The organism is Sphingobium sp. TCM1, from assembly GCF_001650725.1.
Classification (GTDB): domain Bacteria; phylum Pseudomonadota; class Alphaproteobacteria; order Sphingomonadales; family Sphingomonadaceae; genus Sphingobium.
Genome location: NZ_LXVX01000011.1, coordinates 236,890 through 257,399 on the forward strand (window position 1 = coordinate 236,890; position 20,510 = coordinate 257,399).

12 protein-coding genes are annotated in these 20,510 nt (G+C 64.9%); 9 read left to right on the forward strand and 3 right to left on the reverse strand.

Features of this window, described 5'->3' with window-relative positions:
• Positions 1–42: 42 nt before the first annotated feature.
• Positions 43–2,244 (reverse strand): catalase/peroxidase HPI, encoded by a 2,202-nt coding sequence (katG, locus tag A7Q26_RS08600; RefSeq protein WP_066858963.1) that lies wholly within the window; start codon positions 2,242–2,244, stop codon positions 43–45.
• Between the two features lie 224 nt (positions 2,245–2,468).
• On the opposite strand from katG, the gene A7Q26_RS08605 reads away from it, so the two are divergent.
• From A7Q26_RS08605 to A7Q26_RS08630, 6 genes are all read left to right on the forward strand, one after another.
• Positions 2,469–3,938 carry a diguanylate cyclase domain-containing protein gene (locus A7Q26_RS08605; RefSeq protein ID WP_066858964.1) on the forward strand — a complete coding sequence of 490 codons (1,470 nt, stop codon included), beginning with the start codon at positions 2,469–2,471 and terminating at the stop codon, positions 3,936–3,938.
• Between the two features lie 256 nt (positions 3,939–4,194).
• The gene (locus A7Q26_RS08610) at positions 4,195–6,933 is read left to right on the forward strand and encodes a TonB-dependent receptor (protein ID WP_066858965.1); all 2,739 of its coding nucleotides are present in this window, start codon (positions 4,195–4,197) and stop codon (positions 6,931–6,933) included.
• Between the two features lie 26 nt (positions 6,934–6,959).
• Positions 6,960–7,625 carry a DUF6250 domain-containing protein gene (locus tag A7Q26_RS08615; RefSeq protein ID WP_066858966.1) on the forward strand — a complete coding sequence of 222 codons (666 nt, stop codon included), beginning with the start codon at positions 6,960–6,962 and terminating at the stop codon, positions 7,623–7,625.
• A gap of 22 nt (positions 7,626–7,647) precedes the next feature.
• A complete protein-coding gene (locus A7Q26_RS08620; protein WP_066858967.1) occupies positions 7,648–10,350 on the forward strand; it encodes an exo-rhamnogalacturonan lyase family protein in 2,703 nt (900 codons plus the stop codon).
• A 15-nt stretch (positions 10,351–10,365) separates the two neighbouring features.
• On the forward strand, positions 10,366–11,688 hold the full coding sequence (locus A7Q26_RS08625; RefSeq protein ID WP_066858968.1) for an oligogalacturonate lyase family protein: 1,323 nt from the start codon (positions 10,366–10,368) through the stop codon (positions 11,686–11,688).
• Positions 11,689–11,988: 300 nt separating this feature from the next.
• Positions 11,989–14,787 (forward strand): TonB-dependent receptor, encoded by a 2,799-nt coding sequence (locus A7Q26_RS08630; protein ID WP_066858969.1) that lies wholly within the window; start codon positions 11,989–11,991, stop codon positions 14,785–14,787.
• Positions 14,788–14,847: 60 nt separating this feature from the next.
• Here the strand turns inward: A7Q26_RS08630 and hutC are convergent, their stop codons facing one another.
• Positions 14,848–15,546: a histidine utilization repressor gene (hutC, locus tag A7Q26_RS08635; RefSeq protein WP_066858970.1), complete on the reverse strand. Its 699-nt coding sequence runs from the start codon at positions 15,544–15,546 to the stop codon at positions 14,848–14,850.
• Complete coding sequence (locus tag A7Q26_RS08640; RefSeq protein ID WP_066858971.1) at positions 15,543–16,907, reverse strand: formimidoylglutamate deiminase; 1,365 nt, start codon at positions 16,905–16,907, stop codon at positions 15,543–15,545. The genes hutC and A7Q26_RS08640 overlap by 4 nt, the downstream gene beginning before the upstream one ends.
• Positions 16,908–16,980: 73 nt before the next feature.
• On the opposite strand from A7Q26_RS08640, the gene hutI reads away from it, so the two are divergent.
• The 3 genes from hutI to hutG are packed head-to-tail and all read left to right on the forward strand — an operon-like array spanning position 16,981 to position 20,506.
• On the forward strand, positions 16,981–18,180 hold the full coding sequence (hutI, locus tag A7Q26_RS08645; protein ID WP_066858972.1) for an imidazolonepropionase: 1,200 nt from the start codon (positions 16,981–16,983) through the stop codon (positions 18,178–18,180).
• The gene (gene hutH, locus A7Q26_RS08650) at positions 18,177–19,706 is read left to right on the forward strand and encodes a histidine ammonia-lyase (protein WP_066858973.1); all 1,530 of its coding nucleotides are present in this window, start codon (positions 18,177–18,179) and stop codon (positions 19,704–19,706) included. Before hutI ends, hutH begins: the two co-directional genes overlap by 4 nt.
• On the forward strand, positions 19,703–20,506 hold the full coding sequence (gene hutG / locus A7Q26_RS08655; protein ID WP_066858974.1) for an N-formylglutamate deformylase: 804 nt from the start codon (positions 19,703–19,705) through the stop codon (positions 20,504–20,506). The genes hutH and hutG overlap by 4 nt, the downstream gene beginning before the upstream one ends.
• Positions 20,507–20,510: the final 4 nt, after the last annotated feature.

The window sequence follows — 20,510 nt, forward strand, 5'->3', positions numbered from 1 at the left end:
CGATCGCCGCCGGGACGGTCATCCCGGCGGCGATCAGCTACGTTACAGGTCGAACCGGTCCGCGTTCATGACCTTCGTCCAGGCCTTGACGAAATCGGCGACGAACTTGTCGCCTGCATCCGCCGCAGCATAGACCTCCGACAGGGCGCGCAGCTGCGAGTTGGAGCCGAAGGCCAGGTCGGTACGCGTGGCCGTCCATTTCTCCTCGTCGGTCGCGCGGTCGGTACCCACGAAGACCTCATCGCCCCGCGCGCTGACTTCCTTCCACGCCGTGCCCATGTCGAGCAGGTTGACGAAGAAGTCGTTGGTCAGCTGCCCCGGCCGGTCGGTGAACACGCCATGCGGCGAGCCACCATGATTGGCGCCAAGTACGCGCAGGCCGCCCACCAGAACCGTCATTTCCGGCGCACTGAGGCCGAGCAGCTGAGCGCGGTCGATCAGCAGTTCCTCGGTCGGTACGTTGAAACGGACCTGGAGATAGTTGCGGAAGCCATCCGCCCTGGGTTCCAGCGGGGCGAAGCTGTCGGCGTCAGTCTGCTCGTCCGTGGCATCGCCGCGACCGGAGGCAAAGGGGACGCTGATGTCACGGCCAGCCGCCTTCGCGGCCTTCTCGACCCCGACATTGCCGCCCAGCACGATCAGGTCGGCGATGCTCACCCGGCCGCCGAAATCGGCCTTAATCCCTTCATAGACCGACAGCACCCGTTCCAATTCGGCAGGTTCGTTGACGTCCCAGTCCTTCTGCGGCGCCAGCCGGACGCGGGCGCCGTTGGCGCCGCCGCGCTTGTCGGAATCGCGATAGGTGGCGGCGGATGCCCAGGCGGTCTTGACCAGCTGGCTGACGCTGAGGCCGCTTGTCGCGATCCGATCCTTCAGCGCCTTTACATCCGCATCGCTCAAGGTCGATCCGGTCGGAATCGGATCCTGCCAGATCAGATCCTCGGCAGGCACATCGGGGCCGAGATAGCGGACCTTCGGGCCCATGTCGCGATGGGTGAGCTTGAACCAGGCGCGGGCGAAGGCGTCGGCGAACTGGTCCGGGTTGCGATAGAAGCGTTCCGCGATTTCACGATAGGTCGGGTCTTCCTTGAACGCCATGTCGGCCGTGGTCATCATCGTCGGCACGCGTTTTTCCGGGCTGTGCGCGCCGGGCGCCATATCCTCCGGCTTCTGGTTTTTGGGCTGCCATTGCCAGGCGCCGGCCGGGCTCTTGACCAGTTCATAGTCATGGTCGAGCAGCATCCGGAAATAGTTCATCGACCATTGAATCGGGGTGGGCGTCCATGGCCCTTCCAGCCCGCTGGTGATGGTATGGTCGCCCATGCCACTTTCATGCCCGCTCTGCCAGCCAAGCCCCTGCTGCGCGATGTCCGCGCCTTCGGGTTCGACGCCCACCTTGGATGCGTCGCCGGCGCCATGGCATTTGCCGAACGTATGGCCGCCAGCCGTCAGCGCCAGCGTTTCCTCGTCATTCATCGCCATCCGGCTGAACGTTTCGCGAATGTCACGCGCCGACTGGAGCGGATCGGGCTTGCCGCCCGGTCCTTCCGGATTGACGTAGATCAGACCCATCTGAATCGCGGCGAGCGGGCTTTCCAGCACCATCTCCTTTTCAGGCTGGATGCGCGTCTCATTGCCTTCCTGCCCGACCCAGAACTCTTCCGTGCCCCAGTAGATGTCCTTTTCCGGCTCGAACACGTCCGCACGCCCGCCGCCGAAGCCGAACACCGGACCGCCCATCGATTCAATCGCGACATTGCCGGCCAGGATCATCAGGTCCGCCCAGCTGAGCTTGCGGCCATATTTCTGCTTGACCGGCCAAAGCAGGCGCCGCGCTTTGTCCAGATTGGCGTTGTCCGGCCAGCTGTTGAGCGGCGCGAAGCGCTGCGTACCCGACGACGCGCCGCCGCGCCCGTCTCCGGTGCGATAGGTGCCGGCGCTGTGCCAGGCCATGCGGATGAAGAAAGGACCATAATGACCATAGTCGGCCGGCCACCAAGGCTGGCTGTCCGTCATCAGCGCGGTCAGGTCGCGCTTCACGGCGGCGAGATCGAGGCTCTTGAATTCCGCAGCATAATCGAAATCGTCGCCCATTGGATCGCCGGTGCGGCCATGCTGGTGAAGGATGTCCAGCGACAGCTGATTGGGCCACCAATCCCGGTTGGTCCGCCCCAGCAGGCTTCGTAGCGCGGCCGGTTCCTTGGCCGGGTCGCTCAGGGGGCTTCCACTCGTCTTCGCGTCCATGGGAATAGACTCCTCTCTAGATCGAACCGCTACCCTTCGGCTCTCATGTTACTTATAGGCGTTCGCCGCCCCGAAGCGGAAATTGGAAAATCCGTTGACAGTAACAAGCAGAGCCGTTGAGGCCGCGACGACCAGTCGAGGCGGCGGGGCGATGACCCGACTCAGCCGGTAAGCATTTCTTAGCTTTATCGGTCAAACTTCATCTCGATAAGGAAACAGGGCGCATGAACCAGAGCCTCGAAGCGGCTCGCCTCGACAAGCTGGCGAGCTTTCGCATTCTCGATACGCCTGCGGAGCGCGATTTCGACGCCCTGACCGCGCTGGCACAGCGGCTGCTGGACTGCCCGATTGCGCTGCTGTCGCTCGTTGACGGCCGACGCCAATGGTTCAAGTCGGCCCAGGGCATGGGGCATGTGCGGGAAACCCCGCGCGAACAGGCTTTCTGCGCACATACGATATATGAAGACGATTTGCTGCTGGTAGAGGATGCGCGGCGGGATGTCCGGTTCGGGGACAATCCGCTGGTACGTGGCGACCCGCGCATCCGCTTCTATGCCGGCGTGCCGCTGCGTCCGCACAGCGATGGCTTTGCCGATGATCTGCCCGGACTCGGATCGCTGTGCGTGATCGACACCCGGCCGCGCCGCCTGTCGGAGGATCAACTGGCGATATTGCGCGATCTGGCAGCGCTCGCGAACAGTCTGCTGCGCGCGCATGTGTCGGCGGAGGAAGCCCGCGACCTGGCGGAATTGGCGGAGGAGCGCGCGAATATCCTGGATGGCCAGCATCGACTGCTGCGCCAGGCGGAAAAGCTCGCGGGAATCGGCTCGTGGAGGCTGTCTCTCGATGAGCGGCGAATGGAATGGTCGGAACAGGTCTATGCGATCCACGGTCTTCCCGTTGGCGCAATGCCGACGCTGGACGAGGCGCTTGATTTCTTTGCGCCTGCCGAAGCCGTCCGCATACAGGATCGGCTCGCCCGCGCGGCCCGACTGGGCGAGCCTTTCGACTTCGAGGCCGATATCACGACCGCCGACGGCCGTCATCGCCGGGTACGCAGCGTAGGCGAAATCGAGTTCCGCCATGAACGGCCCGCCGCAATCGTCGGCGTGTTCCAGGATGTGACCGAACGCCATTTGCGCGAGGAGGAATTGCGGCACAGCGCGAGCACCGACAGCCTGAGCGGCCTGCCCAACCGCGCCAGCTTCGAGCACCGCTTCGCCGAGTCCCTGGCCGCGGCGGAAGGCAATGCCGAGCCGATTGCGCTGCTGCTGATCGATCTCGACGGTTTCAAGGCGGTCAATGACAGTTTCGGCCACGCCGCAGGCGACGAGGTGCTGAAGGAGATGGCCGCGCATATGCGCGTTGGCTGCATGGCGAATGCCTTTCCGGCGCGGCTGGGAGGTGACGAGTTCGCTTTGCTCGTCACGCGGCCGCGCGACTGCGCCGACCTGGAAAACTATGTGCAAAAGGTTCTGGATCGTTTGCAGGTCATGGTGCGACAGGATGGGGAGGTGCGCCGCGTATCGGCGACGGTAGGCGCGGTCCTCACCGACGGCGCGATTCTGACACCGGTGGAACTGATGCGTCGGGCCGATCTGGCCCTTTACCAGGCCAAGCGTCACCAGCGTGGGTCCGGCCGAATTTTCGGAGTGGATGCGCCGATTTTCCGAGCCAATGTGAGCGCAAACTAGCTGGACAATAAAGGAAAATACGGCCTGTCGCGGCCTAAGTAGATCGTTTGCGCGTCCGGCTTCGGCCCGTAGGCAGGGCCTATTCAAGCTCTCCAAGTTCAAGTTGCAGCTACTTCATGGGCCGGCTCCATCCGTCGCGCCCGTGGCTCATTCTGCCTGCCCGCAAAAACAGTAGCTTGACAAGGTGGGGCAGTTTTTTCCAAATAACGCAATCAAAGTCCAATATGTGGAATATTGGCTAAAGGGAGGATGACTGGTGCGGTTGCGATCTGTGAAACTGGCTTCGATTTCCTATGCGACGCTGATCGCGGTGACACCGCTGGCGGCGGCTGCCCAGGACGCGTCGCCGCAAGCGGGCGGGTCGCAGCAGGGCGATGTCAGCGAAACCGATATCGTCGTCACCGGGATTCGCAGCAGCCTTCAGGGCGCGCTCAATGCCAAGCGCAGCGCACCTCAGGTGCTGGACGCGATTTCGGCCGAGGATATCGGCAAATTCCCGGACAAGAATGTCGGCGAGGCGCTCCAGCGCGTGACCGGTGTGCAGATCAATCGTGCCGATGGCGAGGGCGCGGGCGTCACCATTCGCGGCGCCGACCCGTCGCTGAACCGGGTCGAGATCAACGGCACCACCGCGCTCTCGACCACCGTCGGCGGCGGCCGCGACGTCGATTTCCGCGATCTGCCTTCGGAGTTCGTCAACCGGCTGGAAGTTGTCAAGTCGGCCACTGCCGACATGACCGAAGGTGGCGTCGGCGGCACCGTGCGTATCATCACTCGCCGGCCGTTCGACAATGGCGGCAAGCCCTATCTGGCCGGATCGGCCCAAGCCATCTATGCCGACATCGGCGACCATATGGACCCGCGCCTGGCCATCATCGGCAGCGACACCTTCGCTGACGGTACGCTCGGCATATTGGTGTCGGGCACGTTCGAGAACCGCAATGTCGAAAGCCATCAGGCGCGCACCACGGGCTGGGTTCAGATCGACCGGGATCGCGTGACGCCGGGGATGCAGGCCTTCGACCTCAACAATGACGGCATGGGCGATTTCTTCCCGGACATTCCGCGTTATGTCATCAACCGCCTCGAAACCCGCCGCTATGCGCTCAACGGCATTCTGGAATGGCGGCCGAGCGACGATTTCAAGGCTTATCTCGAAAGCAACTGGACCCGGTCGAACCAGTCGGTGACGTCGCAATATCTCCAGACGGGCACCAGCGGCGGCCTGCTCGATACGGCCAACACGGTGATCGGCAAGGACAATACTGTCCAGTATCTGCGGATGGTCAACAATCCGGCCCTGGCCCAGGGAAGCCAACTGGGCGTTTCCTATCGCAATATCCTGGGCGACATCCGCCGGACCACCTACAATGTGGCGCTGGGTGCGGAATGGACGACGGGCAAGCTGACCCTGACCCCGAAAATCTCCTATTCCAAGGCGAAGGCCTATAATAACGAGATCAATGCGACGGCCGCCGTCACCGGGATGCCGTGGCTGGAGGTCGATTACGGCAATGGCCAGAATGCGCCGAAGATCATCCTGCCCAACGACCCGACGACCACGGCCGGCATCAACCAGCTGACCGTCCTGCGCCGCCCGCGCTATGATGACCAGTCCGAGAAAATGGCCAAGCTGGATGCGGAATATAAGCCCGACGGCGGCGTCATCACCTCGCTCAAGGTGGGCGGCCAATATCGTGACCTGACCGTGAAGAGCAAATTCTTCAATCGATCGACGGTCCTCAACGGCGTCGGCAACCCGGCTGTCCAGGCCCAGATCAACAATGCCGTCGGTCTTGCGGGACTGGGCACCGCGCCCTTCTTCGACACCGGCGACCTGGGCTTTTCGGACGGCTATGCCGGTTGGCTTAACATGAACCAGGCGGTGGCGGACGCGATCGGCATCCCGGACCCGTTTGCCGCAGGGGGCTGCCCGGCCAATGCCGGCGGTACGTGCCAGGTCTTTACCGACACCTGGGAAGTGGGCGAACGCAACCTTGCCGGCTTCGGGCAGGCTGCTTTCGAATTTGACGTGGGCGCCGTCCCGGTCAGCGGTGTGATCGGCGCACGCGTCGTCAACACGAAGGTCAACACGTCGGGCTATCAGAGCGCGTCGCAGGGCGCGGGCCGGCCCCCGATCATCACGCCTGTCGCCTATGAAAGCAGCAACACCGAGTTCCTGCCGTCGATCAACCTGAAGGCGGACCTGATCCCCAACCGGTTGCAGGCGCGTCTGACGGCCACTGAAGTGATGGCCCGCCCACTGCCCCAACAGCTCGCGCCCCGCTTCACGCTCGACGTGGTGGGCCTGTCCGGCTCGCGCGGCAACCCCGCGCTCCAGCCGTTCCGCGCGCGCCAATATGATGCGGGCCTGGAATATTATATCAACAAGACGAGCTTCGCGTCCGTCACCTATTTCCGCAAGGACATCACCTCCTTCATCCAGAACACGACGGAAGCCTTCACCGACGCCAATGGCGTCACCTACAATATCCTGGTGCCCACCAACGGATCGCAGAAGGTGACGATCAACGGCGTGGAGGCAGGCGCGCAGCTGGCCTTCGATTTCGTCGACGTGCCGGTCATCAAGAATATGGGTGTGATCGCCAACTATACCTATTCGAAGGACAGCGGCTACGAAGGGAAGGATTATTTCACCGGGGAATCGCTGCCGTTCCAGGGCCTGTCGCGCCACAGCTACAATCTGTCGGCCTATTATGAGGATGATGTCGTCAGCCTGCGCGGCGCCTATAACTGGCGGTCCAAATATCTGATCGTCGCACAGGGGCGCGGCAACAATCCCGAGTTCGGCGAGGCCTATGGCCAGCTCGACGCCTCGCTCAACATCACGGTCATGCCCGGGGTCTCCTTCTTCCTCGAAGGCGTCAACCTGCTCGATGCCACGCGCAAGGAGAATGCGAACAGCGTCTATCGCCGTACCATCATCGAGACCTTCGGTCGCAGGGTCTATGGCGGCGTTCGCCTGAAGCTGTGAGCCCGAGGGGGTTGAACCGCCGGGCGATGCTCGCCGCGCTGGCCGCCCTGCCAATGGCGGCGCGCGCGCCCGGTCGCATCCTCTACCGTGACGACTTCCGCCATGGCCTGATGCAATGGCGGATCGAGGCGGCGGGGGACGCAAAGGTGGCGGCGCGGGAGGGCGTGCTCGACATCGATACCCCGGCCGGTCTGACCTTGTGGTTCCTGCCCACACTGGATGGCCCGATCGCGATCGACTATGAAGTCAGGGCAGTGGACGCGGGCGGACCGCATGATGCGGTCAGCGACGTCAACGCCTTCTGGATGGCGACCGACGCCAATGCACCGGATGGATCGGTGCTGGCAACGCGGCGCAGTGGCGTGTTCGAGGATTATGACCCGCTTCGCACTTACTATGTCGGCATCGGGGGCAACCGCAACACGACCACGCGGATGCGCCGCTATGTCGGCAAGGCGGGCGAGCGCCCGCTGCTGCCGGAACATGACCGGCTGGCCAGAGCCGATATGCTGGAGCCGAACCGGTGGTTCCGCCTGCGCCTGATCGCCGACGGCCAGCGCATCGCGGTGGTGCGTGACGGCGCGACCCTGTTCAGCATGACCGATGGCGCGCCCTACCGGCGTGGCCATTTCGGCGTGCGGACGACGCAGAGCCATATCCAGATTCGCAATTTCTCGATCAGCCGGCTGTAGACCGGCCCCGCAAGGAGGGGGCATGAAGGAAGATCTGACGGTCAGGCGGCGGGACTTGCTGCGGCTCGGTCTGCTTGGCGGCGCGGCGGCCTGGATTCCGCCCGAAACGCTGGCCGCGACCCGGCCCGTGGCGCGTGCGCCACAAACGCCGGTGCGCTGGATCGACGGCGCGGCGCCGGTGCTGAGCCTGGGCCAGACGTATGGCGTGCCCTGGCCGCGTGGCGCGATCCGGGCCAATGCGCCGCTTAGCCTGCGCGCCGAGGATGGCAGATCGCTTCCCTCGCAGCATTGGACCCTGGCGACCTGGCCTGACGGCTCACTCAAATGGTCGGCCCATGCGGTTCCGGCCGGCACCGACCAGCCATCGGCTCTTAATGTCGTGCCGGGAAGGCCGCAAGCGCCCGATGCCCCGGTCCTCGTGCGCGAAAACGGCGATGCGGTCGAGATCGTCAGCGGGGCGGCCCGCTGGCGCATACCCCGCTCGGGCAGGACCGTCATCACCGGCGCCTGGTCGGGCGCACGGCAGGTGATGGGCGCTCTGTCGCTGGTCGCCAGCGTCGATGATGCGCCCGAAGCAGGCCGGCGGACCCGTCTCACCGGGCGGATCGACCGGCTGACGGTCGAGCAGAAAGGACCGGTCCGCGCCGTCATCAAGATCGAAGGCGTGCATGAAGGCGAGGGGCGGACGATGTTGCCTTTCACCCTGCGGTTTTACGCCTATGCGGGCGGCGACCATCTGCGCGTCGTCCACAGCCTCATCTTCGACGGCGATCCGGCCAGGGATTTCGTCAGCAGCATTGGCCTCAGCGCCGCGGTGCCCATGGCTGGCGCCGCGCACGATCGCCATGTTCGCCTTGCCACCGCCGAGGGCAGCCTCTTTTCCGAGGCGGTGCGGCCGCTCACCGGCCTGCGCCGCGATCCCGGCGCAGCAGCCCGTGCGGCGCAGATTGCGGGCAAGGCGGTGGCGCTGGACAATATCGCGCCGGGTGTCCGCCCCTTGCTCGACCGGATTCCGACCTGGAGCGATTTCACCCTCAGCCAGTTGACCGCCGACGGCTTCGCCATCGCCAAACGGACGGCGCCGGGCCATGCCTGGGTCGACGCGACCGCCGGCACCCGGTCGCTGGGGCTGGGCTATGTCGGATCGCCGCAGGGGGGCGTCGCGATGGCGGCGCGCTATTTCTGGCAGCGTCATCCCGCCCAGATCGACATTCGCGGCGCAGCGGGCGACGAGGCAGCGCTCAACCTCTGGCTCTGGTCGCCCGATGCCCGGCCCATGGACATGCGGCCCTATCGCGGCGTGATGGGGATGGAAGGCTATGATGGCCAGAATGAAGGGCTGGCCATCACCTATGAGGATTATGAACCGGGCTGGGACAGTGCGACCGGCGTCGCGCGCACGAGCGAACTGACGCTCTGGGCCTGCGCCGCCACGCCCGATTCAGAGCGGCTTTCCGCCATGGCGCAGGCCAATGCAGTGCCGCCGCAATTGATGGTGGCGCCCGAACGCATCCACATGGCGGGTGTTTTCGGACCCTGGAGCCTGCCCGACCGCTCGTCGCCGATGAAGGCGCGGATCGAAGACCAGATCAGCAACCTCGCCGACTTCTATGAAGGCGAGGTCGACCGCCGCCGCTGGTACGGATTCTGGAACCATGGCGATGTCATGCACAGCTATGACGAAGACCGGCACCAGTGGCGCTATGACATTGGCGGTTTCGCGTGGGACAATAGTGAGCTGTCGCCCGACCTCTGGCTCTGGCTAAGCGTGCTGCGATCGGGCGATCCGAAGCTGTTTCGGTTTGCCGAGGCGATGACCCGTCATACGGGCGAGGTCGATGTATACCATCTCGGCCGATTCAAGGGGCTGGGCACACGCCATGGTGTCCAGCACTGGAGCGACAGCAGCAAGCAGCCGCGTGTCAGCAATGTCGTCTATCGCCGTATCTTCTATTATCTGACCGCCGACGAGCGAGTGGGCGACCTGATGCGCGACCTGCTCGATTCCGATCAGGCGCTCCGTCATGTCGAGATCGGCCGCAAGGTGCCCGGCGCCGAGCGAACCCCGCTGCCCGAAGGTGTGATCGATCTCAGCTTCGGCACGATGTGGTGTTCGGTCGCATCGGCCTGGCTCACCGAATGGGAGCGGACCGGGGAGCGGAAATGGCGGGACCGGCTGATGGCGGGCATGGACAGTATCGGCCGGCTGAAGCGCGGCTGGCTGGCGGGAGCCGCCCCCTATGACCTGGCGACCGGACGGTTCCTGGGGGATGGGGGCAAGATCAGCCTGTCCCACCTCAATGCCGTGTTTGGCGCGCTGGAGGTCAATGCGGAACTGCTACAGCTGATTGACGTGCCGCATTATCGCAAGGCCTGGCTGGATTACTGCCGCTGGTTCAACGCGCCCAGGGCGGAATGGGAAGTGGCGTTCCACGAACCCTATAAGGGGCGCAACCTCAGGGAAGGCCATTCGCGCCTGACTGCCTATCTCGCACGGGAAACGGGCGATTCCGCCATGGCGCGACGGGCATGGGTGGAGTTCCTGTCGGGCGAGGCTGGCCTTGGCCTGTCTCGCGGCGACCCCCGCGTGACGCTGACGGGCGCGCGGGTCATTGCACCGACGGTCGAATGGCCGGACGTGTCCACCAATGCGGCTGCCCAGTGGGGGCTGGCGGCGATCCAGAACCTGGCGCTCATCCCCGATGCGCTGCCGACGCAGGACTGACGAGAGGATAAGAGGATGAAGATCGGCATTTCGGCTGTGGCGCTGGTGGCGCTGGCATGGACCGGCATTGCGATGGCCAAGCCGGTGAAGCAATGGACCGACGCGCTGACGGGTCATGAGATCGTCCAGATTACAGACCAGCCGGGCGGTGCGGCCAGCCTCTATTTCCATCAGAACAGCTATACGCCGCAGGACGACAAGATGGTCATATCGACGCCGCAAGGGATCAGCGTCGTGACGCTCGCGGACTGGAGCATCAAGCCGCTGGTAAAGGGCGCGGACCTGCAACTGCTCTTCACTGGCCGCAGGACGCGCAGCGTCTATTACGCCAGTCGGCGCCGCGACGATGGGGCGGGCGCCACGACCATTTTCGCTGCTGACGTCGACACCGGTAAGGTCCGCAGGATCGCGACCGTTGCGAACGGATCGATCGGATCGATCAATGTCGACGAGACGCTGCTGCTCGGCCAATGGGCGGCGAGCGACAGGCCGCTCCAGCCCGATGGCACAGCGAGGGGCAAGGCGCCGGAGATCAAGCAGCAGTTCGGCCAGGCCAGTTATGCGGCCAACGGTCCCGACGGCAAGCCGCTGAGCTTCGCCGAAGCCAAGGAGGTGCGCCTCAACGAGCGGCTGGAGGCGAAGATCCCCATGGAGATCTTCACCATCGACATTCGCACCGGCGAACGGAAAGTCGTCGTCGCGTCGACCGACTGGCTCAACCATGTCCAGTTCTCGCCGACCGACCCCGGCCTCATCATGTATTGTCATGAGGGGCCGTGGCACAAGGTCGACCGCATCTGGACCGTCCGCACAGACGGCAGCGGTCGACAATTGGTCCACAAGCGGACGATGAACATGGAGATTGCCGGGCACGAGTTCTTCTCGCCCGATGGCAAGTGGATCTGGTACGACCTCCAGACGCCGCGCGGCGAGGTCCTATGGCTCGCGGGCTATGAACTGGCGACCGGCAAGCGCCGCTGGTATCATGTCGATCGCAACATGTGGTCGGTCCACTATAATCAGGCGCCGGACCTGAAACAGTTTTCCGGCGACGGCGGCGACAGCGAGATGGTCGCCCATGCGCCGGACGGGAAATATCTTTACCTCTTCACACCCAGGGCCATTCCCGACGTGGCGGGCATCCATGCCGACAATGCCGCCGACCTCATCGCGCCGGGCACGCTGGAAGCCGAGAAGATCGTCGACATGCGCCGGCACGATTATCGACTGGAACCGAACATCACCTTCACGCCGGATGGCCAGTGGATGATTTTCCGGTCCAACATGGACGGCAGCAACCAGGTCTATGCCGCGCGTGTGGCGCGCGGACCGCGATAGGCCGACCGGCGCGCACGAGGCCGAGTCTCAGTCGGGTGGCGGGGTGTGGCGCGAAGCTGGCACGCCGTCGTCACCTGCAATGCGACGTAACATTTCCGATGTGACGAAATGTGACGACAACTGATGTAACATTCTGAAATAGGTGTATTTTATAAGTCACAGGCGGCGAAAAAGCCGTCGTTTAACAGATGTGCAACATTGACGATCCGCCTGCTCCCTCGGCACATCGTCGCACCAACTCGATGCAGCCGATCCAAGAACTGCACGGGTCGCACATTGCGAAATCGAAGGGAGCATTTCATGATATCGGCTCAATTCAGCCGGCGCCTTCTGGCGTCGACGATCCTGCTCGGGCTGGCGACGCCGGCCTTTGCCCAGGGCTCCGCGGATGAAGGCGCAGGCGAGGACACGATCGTCGTCACCGGATCGCGCATCGCCCGGCCGGACCTGCAACAGGCATCGCCGATCGCGATCGTCAGCGCCCAGGAACTCAAGCTCAGCGGAAAGGTGAATGTCGAGGCGATCATCAACGATCTGCCGCAACTGATCCCCAGCACCACGGCTGCGTCGAACAATCCGGGCGGCGGCGTTTCGACCGCAGACCTGCGCGGCCTTGGCGCGAACCGCACGCTGGTGCTGGTCAACGGCCGTCGTTATGTGTCCTATGATTCCAGCCAGATCGTCGACCTGAATACGGTGCCCGCCGGGCTGATCGACCATGTCGAGGTGGTGTCGGGCGGCCGTTCCGCCGTCTATGGGTCCGACGCGATCGCGGGCGTCATCAACTTCGTGATGAAGCAGAATTTCTCTGGCGTGGAGGCGAACGCCAATTACCGCATCAATCAGGAAGGCGACGGCGGCACCTTCAACACCAATCTGCTGATGGGTGGCAATTTCGCGGACGGGCGCGGCAATGCGACCTTCTACATCGACTATACCAAGCGCGATGGCGTGTTGCAGAATTCGCGCAGCTACACCCGCCAGGCCTATACCGATGACGGCGAGGGCGGCCTCGCGGCTGGCGGCTCGGGCTCCATCCCCGGCACGCGCCTTGCGCTGGCCGGCAGCCAGTACAAGTTCAATCAGGACGGCAGCTATTCGGCGTATAGCGCGGCGAGCGACGCCTATAACTATGCCCCCGACAATTATCTCCAGGTCCCGCAGAAGCGCATCCTGCTGAGCGCACAGACCCACTATGAGGTCGACGATCATCTGACCGTCTATGCCGAGGGGCAATTCATCAACAACCGGGTGCAGAACCGCCTCGCCCCCACGCCCTATACCGGCTCAGTCTCGCTGGACGTCGATTCCTCCTTCCTGTCGGCTGGCTCGCAGGCATTGCTGGCCGCAGCCGATACGGACGGTGACGGTTACACCACCGCCGCCATCTATCGCCGCATGAGCGAGGTCGGTCCGCGCATCTCCAGCGTTGATAACACCGCCTATCGCGCCCTGATCGGCGCCAAGGGGCTGATTGGCGGCGACTGGAATTATGACGGCTATTACAGCTATGCGCGCACCAAACAGGTCGAAAAGCAGACCGGCAATGTCTCCGACAGCAGAGTCCGACAGGCGCTGATGACGACCTATGACGCCGACGGCAATCTGGTCTGCACCGACACCAGCAATGGTTGCGTTCCCCTCAACATTTTCGGTGCCGGCAACATCAGCGACGAAGCTGCCGCCTTCATTTCCATTCCCGTGCAGAATGTCAGTACCATCACCGAACAGGTGGCGAGCCTCGCAATCACGAACGGCAATCTGTTCGATCTGGGCGCCGGGCCGGCTGGTATCGCCTTCGGCGCGGAATATCGCTCCGAACATGGCAGCTATGATCCCGATTATGCGCTTTCCTCGGGTGACGTGGTCGGCTTCAACGCGGGCGAAGGCCTGTCGGGCGGCTATAATGTCAAGGAACTGTTCGCCGAAATCGACGTGCCGCTGCTGGCCGACCTGCCCTTCGTCCACAAGCTCGAAGCGAACGGTGCCTATCGCTATTCGCATTATTCGACGGCAGCGAAGAATGTCAGCACCTATTCCGCCGGCCTGATCTACGCGCCGGTCAAGGATGTCACCTTCCGCGGCCAATATAGCCGCGCGGTGAGGGCGCCCACCGTCTATGATCTCTATTCGGGTCAGGCCCAGGACTTCCCGACGGCGAGCGATCCGTGCGAACTGGCGGCGGCGGTCACCAACGCCAACCTCAACGCCAGCTGCCTTGCCACCGGCGTTCCGACCAGCGCTCTGGGCACCGCGATCAACGGCGGCAGTTCGCAGATCGAATCCATCACGGGCGGCAATCCGAACCTGCGGGAGGAGACGTCGGACACCTGGACCGCCGGCGTGGTCCTCCAGCCAACCTTCCTGCCGCGCTTCACCGCGACGATCGACTATTACAACATCAAGATCGACAATTATATCTCGACGCCGGGCACCGCGAACATCATCGCGGCCTGCTACGGTACGGCAGCCAACGGCTGGACGCCCTATGACAGCAGCTATTGTTCGGCCCTGCCGCGCAATGCGAACAGCTATGCGATCGAGGGCGCGGAAAATCTCCTGTCGAACACCGGTGGTCTCAAGACCAGGGGCGTCGATTTCGAGATGAACTACAGCGTGCCACTGAACTTCGGCGTCTTCGGTGCCAAGACCGGAAAGCTCAGCTTCCGCGTCGCGGGCACCCGCCTGATCCGCTACGACCTGAACCCGGTGGCGGCGATCCCTGATCTCAACCAGAGCTGCGCGGGCAAGTTCGGCGTCTATTGCGGCAATCCCTATTCCAAGCTGCGGCTCAACAACCGCATTACCTGGAACAGCGGGCCGATTACGCTTGGTCTGACGCATCGCTATCTGTCGAGCGTCAGGGACGACGACGACACCACCACCTACAGCGTGGAGAAGATCAAGGCCTATAACCTGTTCGACCTCGCCCTGCAGGTGCAGCCGACCGAGCATTTCGGCTGGTCGATCGGCATGAACAATGTCTTCAACAAGAAGCCGCCGATCATGGGCGACAATCAGGAACAGTCCAACACCTATCCGTCGACCTATGACGTCTATGGCCGCGCCTTCTTCGTGAACGCATCGGTCAAGTTCTGACACATATCCGCCGGGTGCTGATGCACCCGGCGGAAGCCGGTCATGGCGGCACGGGTCTGCTCAGGCGATGAAACGTGCCGTCAACGCATGGGAACCGGGATAGATTTGCCGGACATAGGTGATCCGTTCCGCCGTGCGCCAGGTCCATCGCTCGATCGACAGGCAGGGCGCGCCCGCCTCTAGGTCGAGATTGCCGGCGATGACCGGCGTTGCGGCGATCGCCGTGATGCGGTGGCGGGCGTCGGTCCATGGCACATGGCCCAGCAGCCATCGGCCGGGACTTTCGCGGGTGAAGTCGATGGTGCGCGCGGCGGGCACCATCGCAAGATTGATGAGCCGCTCCTCCAGCGCGAAGGGCGCGCCATCGGCGCGATGCAGGCAGGTCAGCGCCAGCACCCGACCGCCCGCCATCGCCAGCAGTGCGCGATCGGCCGCTTCCGCCTCCCGGTCGGCCTGATCGAGCATGACCAGCCCGTGGCTGCGCCCTTGCCCTTCGATCTCTGCGGCGATGTCGGGAATGTCGATCGCGGCGCGGTGAACGGTCGGGGCGGCGACGAAACTTCCGGCGCGCTTGCGCCGTTCGATCAGCCCCCGCTCGACCAGAGCCGAAATCGCCTTGTTCACGGTCATGCGCGAACAGTCATAGTCGGCCATCAGCGCATGTTCGGGCGGAATGCGATGCCCCGCCTCCCACGCGCCTGACATGATCCGACTTTCGATGTCCTGCCGGATGCGGTCATGGAGCGAGGCGGGCTTCATGCGAGAATGTCGGCCAGCGCGCGGCGATATCGGGCGACGATCGCGTCGCGACGGACATGGCGGCCCTTTTCCACCAGGCGCCTGCCGCGCCGCCACACCCCGTCGATCGCCGACCGCCCCGCCGCAAAGACCAGCCCGTCGAGCAGAGCGTCGCCCTTGCGTCCGGTCAAGGAGGGATGGTCCCCATCCAGCGTCAGGAAATCGGCCGTCGCGCCGATCTGCAGGTCGGCCGATGCCCCCAGTGCCTGCGCGCCGCCGCGCAATGCCCCGCGATAAAGCGCAGCGCCGGTCGATCCTGATGGCGACGCGAAGATGTTGCGCCGACGCATGGCGAGGCGCTGTCCATATTCCAGCAGGCGCAATTCCTCCATCGCGTCCACCAGAATGTTGGAATCCGTGCCGATCCCATAGCCGCCGCCCGCGGCCAGGAACGGCGCGGCAGGGAACAGGCCGTCGCCCAGATTGGCTTCGGTGATCGGACAAAGGCCGGCCGCCGCGCCGCTGGCCGCCATCGCCTGCACTTCGGTCTGTTTCATGTGCGTCGCATGGACGAAGCACCAGTGGCTGTCGACCGGCATGTTGGCGAGCAGCCATTCCACCGGACGCGCGCCGCTCCACGCGACACAGTCCTCCACCTCCTTCACCTGCTCGGCGACGTGCATATGGATCGGGCCGGCGGCCAGCGGGACGAGACGGGCCAACTGCTCGGGGGTCACGGCGCGCAGGCTGTGCGGCGCAATGCCCAGCACCGCATCGGGGAGGGGAGAGAGAAGGGCGCGCAGCCTGTCGAGCAGCGCGGCAAAGCCGTCGATGCCATGGAGGAAGCGCCGCTGGCCCTCCTCTGGCGGAACACCGCCGAAACCGGCATGGGCGTAGAAGACCGGCAGATGGGTGAGGGCGATGCCACTGTCCTGCGCGGCGGCGGCTATTGCCATGCTCATCGCGGCCGGATCGGCGAACGGCCGGCCATCCCTGTCGTGATGAAGATAGTGAAACTCGCCAACGCGGGTGAAGCCGCTTTCCAGCATCTCGACATAGGCCAGTGCCGCGATCGCTTCCAGCAGATCGGGCGTCAGGCGATCTACGAAGCGATACATCGTCTCGCGCCATGTCCAGAAACTGTCCTCGCTGGCGCAGCGCCGTTCCGCGAGGCCCGCCATGCCGCGCTGGAAGGCGTGGCTATGAAGGTTGGGCAGGCCGGGCAGGGCAGCGCCAAGCCGCGCGTCGGTCGCCTGCGGCCGGACGGCGCGTTCGATCGCGACCACCACGCCGTCCGCAACGGCAAGCCGGACATTCTCCGCCCAGCCATCGGGCAGCAATGCCGCGGCGAAGTGAAAGAAATTGTCTGCGCCCCTGTCCATCGAACGTCCTCCGCAATTATGTCTATACATTAAAATCGTTCGGTGCAATGCTCCAGGGACAGGGAGATTCGGGATGCGGTGCGATCGACTTTGGAAGGATGCGCGGCTGGCGACGATGGCCGGCAGCGACCTCGGTATCGTCGAAGGGGGTATCATCGCCGCTGCCGGCGGCCGCATCCTCCATGCCGGGCCTGCCGCCGATGCCCCGCGTTTCGACGCGGCGGAAGTGACCGGCTGCGACGGTCGCTGGATCACGCCCGGCCTGATCGACTGCCACACCCATCTGGTCTATGCCGGTGATCGCGCCCATGAGTTTGAATTGCGTCTGGCTGGCGCCTCCTATGAGGAGATTGCGCGCGCGGGCGGTGGCATCCTTTCGACCATGAAGGCTACCCGCGCCGCCAGCGAGGCGGATCTGGTCGAGGGCGCACTTCCCCGCCTCGATGCGCTGATCGCAGAGGGCGTGACCACGGTGGAGGTCAAGTCCGGCTACGGGCTAACGCGCGACGATGAGATCAAGATGCTGCGCGCCGCGCGCGCCTTGGGGGACGCGCGCGCCATCCGGGTCCGGACCAGCTTCCTTGGGGCCCACGCGCTGCCGCCCGAATATGCCGGCGATGCCGATGCCTATATCGCGGCGCTGTGCGACGACATGCTGCCCGCCGCGGTCGATGCCGGCCTGGTGGACGCGGTCGATGCCTTTTGCGAAGGGATCGGTTTTTCGGCCAGCCAGACCGCGCGCCTGTTCGATGCGGCGCGGCGCCTTGGCTTGCCGGTCAAGCTTCATGCCGAACAATTGTCCAACCTGCACGGCGCCCAACTCGCGGCCGATGCGGGGGCGCTTTCGGCCGATCATCTGGAGCATCTGGACGAGGACGGGATCGCCGCGATGGCGCGGGCCGGCACGGTCGCCACCCTGCTGCCGGGCGCCTTCTACTTCACCCGCGAAACGCAACGCCCCCCGGTCGAGGAACTGCGCGCGGCGGGCGTGCCGATCGCGCTCGCCACCGACTGCAATCCCGGCACCTCGCCGCTCACGTCGCTGCTGCTGGCGATGAACATGGGAGCGACCCTGTTCCGCCTGACGGTGGCTGAATGTCTGGCGGGCGTCACGCGCAACGCCGCCAGCGCGCTCGGCCTGGGGCAGGAGGCAGGGACGATCGAAGCAGGCAAGAGCTGCGACCTCGCTATCTGGGAGGTCGAGCGGCCTGCCGAGCTTGTCTACCGCATGGGCTATAATCCGCTCCATGCCCGCATCTGGAAAGGCCTATGAGCGAGATTATCCTGACCCCAGGCAAAGCCACCCTGTCCGACTGGCGCGCCATCTATCGCGGGGCCACCCCGCGCCTGCACGCTGCCAGTGCGCCGGCGATCGCCGCCAGCGCCGCTGCGGTCGAACGCATCATCGCGCAGCACAGGCCGGTCTATGGTCTCAATACCGGCTTCGGCAAGCTGGCGAGCGTCAAGATCGGCGACGAGGATCTGGCGATCCTCCAGCGCAACATCGTCCTCAGCCACGCGGCGGGCACCGGCGATCCGTCGCCCGCCCCAGTCATCCGGCTGATGATGGCGCTCAAGCTGGCCAGCCTGGCGCAGGGAGCGTCGGGCGTGAGGCCGGAAACCATCACCCTGCTGGAGGGGATGCTGCGGGCCGGGTTGACCCCGGTGGTTCCGGCGCAGGGATCGGTTGGCGCAAGCGGCGATCTCGCGCCATTGGCGCACATGGCTGCGACCATGATCGGCGTTGGCGAGATCGAGGTGGACGGGGAGCGCCAGTCCGCCGACGCGGCGCTGCGCAGCGGGGGATTCACGCCGCTGACGCTTGGTCCCAAGGAAGGGCTGGCTTTGCTGAACGGCACCCAGTTCTCGACCGCCAACGCGCTCGCCGGGCTGTTCGAGACGGAGACATTGTTCCAGTCGGCGCTCGTGACCGGGGCACTCGCCACTGAAGCTGCGAAGGGATCGGACACGCCGTTCGATGCGCGCATCCACGCGCTGCGCCGTCAGCCGGGTCAGATCGAAACGGCCGACGCGCTGCGCCGGCTGATGGCGGGATCGGCGATCCGGGCGAGCCATCTGGAAAATGACGCCCGCGTGCAAGACCCCTATTGTCTGCGATGCCAGCCGCAGGTGATGGGCGCGGTGCTCGACCTGATGCGTCAGGCGGCGACCACGCTGGAGATCGAGGGGAACGGCGTTTCCGACAATCCGCTCATCTTCCCCGATACGGACGAGGCGCTGTCGGGCGGCAATTTCCACGCGGAGCCGGTTGCCTTCGCGGCCGACATGATGGCGCTCGCCATCTGTGAGATCGGGTCGATCACCGAGCGGCGCATCGCCATGCTGGTCGATCCCGCGCTATCGGGCCTGCCCGCTTTCCTGACCCCCAGGCCGGGCCTCAATTCAGGCTTCATGATCCCGCAGGTAACGGCGGCCGCTCTGGTGTCCGAGAATAAGCAGCGCGCGACACCCGCAAGCGTCGATTCACTGCCGACCTCCGCCAATCAGGAGGATCATGTATCGATGGCGGCCCATGGTGCGCGGCGGTTGCTCGACATGGCGCGCAATGCAAGCGCGGTGGTCGGGATCGAATTGCTGGCCGCCGCGCAGGGATGCGATTTCCACGCCCCGCTGACATCGAGCGCCGCGCTGGAGCGGGCGCGGGCCTGCCTGCGCGCGCGGGTGCCGATGCTGGCGGATGACCGCCATTTCCATCCGGACATGGAGGCGGCGAATGCCCTCGTCCGGTCGGGCGCACTGGTCGATGCGACCGCCATGGCGCTACCGGGCCTCTCATGACCGACTGGCTCGACATACATCGCGGCGCCGCGCCGCTGGTGATCGGCCTGCCCCATGCCGGCACCGACATCCCGGCCGAACTGGAGGACGGCTTCCTATCCCCCTGGCTGGCGCGCAAGGATGCCGACTGGTGGGTCGATCGCCTCTATGGCTTCGCGGCCGACATGGGCGCGACGCTGGTGCGGACCCGAATGTCGCGCAGCGTGATCGACGTCAATCGCGATCCGTCTGGCCGCTCGCTCTATCCGGGGCAGGCGACGACCGAGCTTTGCCCGACCACGACCTTCGCCGGGGAAGCACTGTATCGCGATGTAGTACCTGATGCCGGGGAGATCGCCCGGCGCCGTGAATGCTGGTTCGATCCCTATCATGCGGCGCTGGCCGGCGAACTGGATCGACTGCGCGCGATCCATGGCAAGGTGGTGCTGTACGACGCCCATTCGATCGTAAGTCATGTCCCGCGGCTGTTCGATGGCGAACTGCCCGTCTTCAACATCGGCACCGATGGCGGCGCGACCTGCGCTCCCGCACTGAAGGCGGCGGTGGTGGCCGCGGTGCAGTCGACGGGACGCAGCCATGTCCTCAACGGCCGTTTCCGCGGCGGGTGGACGACCCGCCATTATGGCCGTCCGGCAGAGGGCATCCACGCCATCCAGATGGAGGTGGCCATGCGCGCCTATCTGACCGAACCGGAATATCCCTCGGCCGACAACTGGCCGCCGCCCTATGAACCCCAAACGCCGCTGATCCGCGATCTCAAGACCATCATGGCGGCGTGCCTCGCCTTTGGCCGCGCCTGAGCTG

What these genes read in the sequence shown, in the direction of transcription:
- A7Q26_RS08605 (WP_066858964.1), top strand. Translation starts at nt 2,469, where the DNA reads ATGAACCAGAGCCTCGAAGCGGCTCGCCTCGACAAGCTGGCGAGCTTT.
- A7Q26_RS08615 (WP_066858966.1), top strand. Translation starts at nt 6,960, where the DNA reads ATGCTCGCCGCGCTGGCCGCCCTGCCAATGGCGGCGCGCGCGCCCGGT.
- A7Q26_RS08640 (WP_066858971.1), bottom strand. Translation starts at nt 16,907, where the DNA reads ATGGACAGGGGCGCAGACAATTTCTTTCACTTCGCCGCGGCATTGCTG.
- hutG (WP_066858974.1), top strand. Translation starts at nt 19,703, where the DNA reads ATGACCGACTGGCTCGACATACATCGCGGCGCCGCGCCGCTGGTGATC.
- hutI (WP_066858972.1), top strand. Translation starts at nt 16,981, where the DNA reads ATGCGGTGCGATCGACTTTGGAAGGATGCGCGGCTGGCGACGATGGCC.
- A7Q26_RS08630 (WP_066858969.1), top strand. Translation starts at nt 11,989, where the DNA reads ATGATATCGGCTCAATTCAGCCGGCGCCTTCTGGCGTCGACGATCCTG.
- A7Q26_RS08625 (WP_066858968.1), top strand. Translation starts at nt 10,366, where the DNA reads ATGAAGATCGGCATTTCGGCTGTGGCGCTGGTGGCGCTGGCATGGACC.
- hutH (WP_066858973.1), top strand. Translation starts at nt 18,177, where the DNA reads ATGAGCGAGATTATCCTGACCCCAGGCAAAGCCACCCTGTCCGACTGG.
- hutC (WP_066858970.1), bottom strand. Translation starts at nt 15,546, where the DNA reads ATGAAGCCCGCCTCGCTCCATGACCGCATCCGGCAGGACATCGAAAGT.
- katG (WP_066858963.1), bottom strand. Translation starts at nt 2,244, where the DNA reads ATGGACGCGAAGACGAGTGGAAGCCCCCTGAGCGACCCGGCCAAGGAA.
- A7Q26_RS08620 (WP_066858967.1), top strand. Translation starts at nt 7,648, where the DNA reads ATGAAGGAAGATCTGACGGTCAGGCGGCGGGACTTGCTGCGGCTCGGT.